Genomic DNA, 2,766 nt, shown 5'->3' with positions numbered 1-2,766 from the left:
TCCCCAGCCTCACAACCCCTCGAAGAGGGGATGCAGGGCCTCGGGGGTGATCCGGCCTGCCGGCCGAATCGTTAAAGGCACTGGCTTTTAACACGCTGTTGAGTTCTCAAGAAACGGACACCCACCGTGCTCGACCGGCTTTCGCTGGTCTCGCCCCGGGGCGACTGTTCTTACTTTATCGGTTCCGGCCGGCTTGTCAATTTCCGGCTTTTCCCGATGCCTTTCGGGTTCCGCTTGCGCGGTTCCTTCCGGGCGGTGGTGCTATTTCATCAGATCCGGCCGGTTTGTCAAAATCGGCTGTTTCCGACCCACCACCGATCGGCGGACACGACGGAGCCGCATCTGCTTGGTCGGGTGTGGTTCCCCTTCGGGCCGGCCGCCTCTCGGCGTCCTGGCTCCCCTGTGGGGCGGAGAGAACATTATGCCCCCGGGGTCGGAACGTCAAACCAGCGCGCGGGGATTTTTCTCCGGGCCGGTCGGCGGGTGCCGGAAACGTCCCGGAGGCGGGCCGCTCACCTGCGCTGATGCCCGAAAACGGGCGTCAGGCGGACTGGGCCAAGTAGCCGCCGAGGAACAGGATCCCCTCGGCGCCCACCCAGAGGAACGCGGCGGCGGTCAGCATCATTCCGAGCCGGTCCGGGTGACGCCGGACACGCGGCAGCGCCAGTGCGGCGAGCGTGATGGCGACCGCGGGGATCACGACGGCGAGCGACGCGAGGACGGAGTTCTGGAAGCTCGTCGCGCACGCGGGGTCGTGGACGCCCCCCGCCTCGCAGAACGCCTGCTCGCCCCAGCCGCCGAACGCGGTGAACGTCCAGAGCGCGGCGAGCACCACGTCGGCCACCGCGGGGATCGCGGGCGAGATCCACCACTCGCCGGTACGTCTCGGAGCGACTTGCACGTCGCCTTATCTACCCCGCCACGGCCTGTTCCAAAGGGGGTGCGCGGCACCGAAATAGGCCCGTATCGCGGGCCGCCACGGGTTCGCCGGGACGCCCGGGTAGAGGACGGCCACGGCCACGCAGTACTTGCTGATTTTCACCGGACGGACGCCCTGGTCACGCAGGATCCGGTCCACCGGGGCCTCGCCGCCCGCGGACTTCGACTCGATGAGGACGACCCCCGGATCGGCGGCGATCGTGGTGCTGGCGCCGTCGGCGCACCTGAGGGCGGTGTCGAAGGTCACGCGTCCCGGACCGGACAGCTGGACGAGCGTCGAGCGCAGGTAGTCGGTCGTCGCGCTGGTGACGACGGCCCGGGGCGGGTTCGTCCGGTACGCCGACAGCAGGACGTCCTGCAGGAAGGCGCGCGCGGTGCCGTCGAGGGTCGCGCGGCGGGCGGCGTCGTAGGGCATGCGGCGCTTGTCGGTGGCGTTGCGGGCCCCCGACAGCTTCACCTCGAACATGCACTCGCCGCTGTCCATGTAGGTGCGGGTCCGCATCTTGTAGCGCTGCCGGCGGCCCTGCCGGTGCTGGCGGAACGTGAGGAGGTTCGGGGTGTCGAAGTAGGTGGAGGAGTAGCGGAAGGCCCGGCGCCCGTCGATCTCGAGGGCCGCGTACTCGCCGTCGAGGCGCGGGAGCATCGCGGCGCACAGCTCGGCGGGCACCAGGTACTTGCGGTCGACGCGGGTCTGGAGTTCGGCGCGGTCGAGGACCTGGGCGAGGGACATGGACGGCAGCGCCCCGGTGAGGCGCGCGACCGCGGCGGTCCCGTCGACGGCGAGGTCGGTGAGGACGGTCATCGCGCTTCGCCTCGGACGGACCAGGCGGGACGCGTCGGGTACGGGGTGGCGACGTCGGCGGGGCGGGGCTTCTGCTCCGCCCGCCGGTACCGGACGTCGACGATCGAGACGTCGCGCACGTAGTCGACCTCGGTCACGGTGCAGGACAGGACGGTTCCGCCGAGGCGGTGCTCAAGGTCGGCGTGCAGGGCGGCGGGGTCGGCGTGGACGACGTCGAGCGTCACGACCCGGCGCTGGGTGCGGGGCGCGAGGCGGGGGTGGTCGGCGACGTACATCATCGCGAGCAGCACCGCGTCGAGCAGGACGGCCAGCCACGGGATGACGGCGGCGATGCCGTTGACCAGGCCGAGGGCGAGGGCGACGAAGTAGTAGCCGACCTCCTCCTGGGTGATGGCGTCCGAACGGAGCCGGATGATCGACAGGACGGCGAAGAGCCCGAACCCGACGGCGACGTCGGCCCGTTCGGCCAGCAGCAGCGAAACCACCGTGAAGACTCCGACGTTGACCGCTATGTAGGCCAGCCGCAGGTCCTTGCGGTGGTGCCGGCGGAAGTAGATCACGTGCGCGAGCACGGTGATCGCGGTCAAGTTCGCGGCGAGGCCGTACAGGACGTGTTCAGCCACAGGTTCCTCCTGATTGCGGTCCGGTTCATGGAGTACGGTCCCCGGCCGCGATGGGAGTCGGGTGAGAGCTGCATGAAAGAGCGTTCATGGAGCGCGTGGCCTGCGGGGCGGCGCCTCGGGCGGATGAAAGCCTTCTCATGCGCGCTTAACCGTGGGTTCGGCGGCCGCGTGCGAGGTTGGCACCATGTCGGTTTCAGTACGCAGGTGGTGCCTGGGCGCCGCGGTGGGCGGGGTGCTGCTCCTCGCGGCGCTGGTGGGGGTCGTCCAGGCGCGGGAGAGCACGCCGCCGTCGCTCGGCGGGACGATCGAGGTCAGCAGGTCGCCGGGGACGACGGGCGGGCCCGCCCCGTCCGGCCCGGCCGGGGCGTCCGGCGGCGGGGGCGCCGGACGCCCCGGCCGGGC

Annotated in this window: 3 protein-coding genes and 1 pseudogene; 1 reads left to right on the top strand and 3 read right to left on the bottom strand. The window is 70.8% G+C overall.

Annotated features, from left to right (window positions below):
* Window positions 1-541 precede the first annotated feature (541 nt).
* Genes DMH08_RS39185 through DMH08_RS39175 form a run of 3 tightly spaced genes read right to left on the bottom strand, consistent with a single transcriptional unit; the run spans window position 542 to window position 2,364 of the window.
* Window positions 542-901 carry a hypothetical protein gene (locus tag DMH08_RS39185; RefSeq protein WP_125621307.1) on the bottom strand — a complete coding sequence of 120 codons (360 nt, stop codon included), beginning with the start codon at window positions 899-901 and terminating at the stop codon, window positions 542-544.
* A 6-nt stretch (window positions 902-907) separates the two neighbouring features.
* Window positions 908-1,741 (bottom strand): polyphosphate polymerase domain-containing protein, encoded by an 834-nt coding sequence (locus tag DMH08_RS39180; protein WP_125621305.1) that lies wholly within the window; start codon window positions 1,739-1,741, stop codon window positions 908-910.
* Complete coding sequence (locus DMH08_RS39175; protein ID WP_026405122.1) at window positions 1,738-2,364, bottom strand: DUF4956 domain-containing protein; 627 nt, start codon at window positions 2,362-2,364, stop codon at window positions 1,738-1,740. The genes DMH08_RS39180 and DMH08_RS39175 overlap by 4 nt, the downstream gene beginning before the upstream one ends.
* 184 nt (window positions 2,365-2,548) lie before the next feature.
* Here DMH08_RS39175 and DMH08_RS39170 point away from each other — a divergent pair.
* Window positions 2,549-2,766 (top strand): annotated as a pseudogene (locus tag DMH08_RS39170) (hypothetical protein); the annotation flags it as partial.

Origin of the sequence: Actinomadura sp. WAC 06369 (genome assembly GCF_003947565.1) — a bacterium.
GTDB lineage: Bacteria > Actinomycetota > Actinomycetes > Streptosporangiales > Streptosporangiaceae > Spirillospora > Spirillospora rifamycini.
Note: the sequence above shows the minus strand (reverse complement) of the source record. Positions and strands in the feature narration are given on the sequence as shown.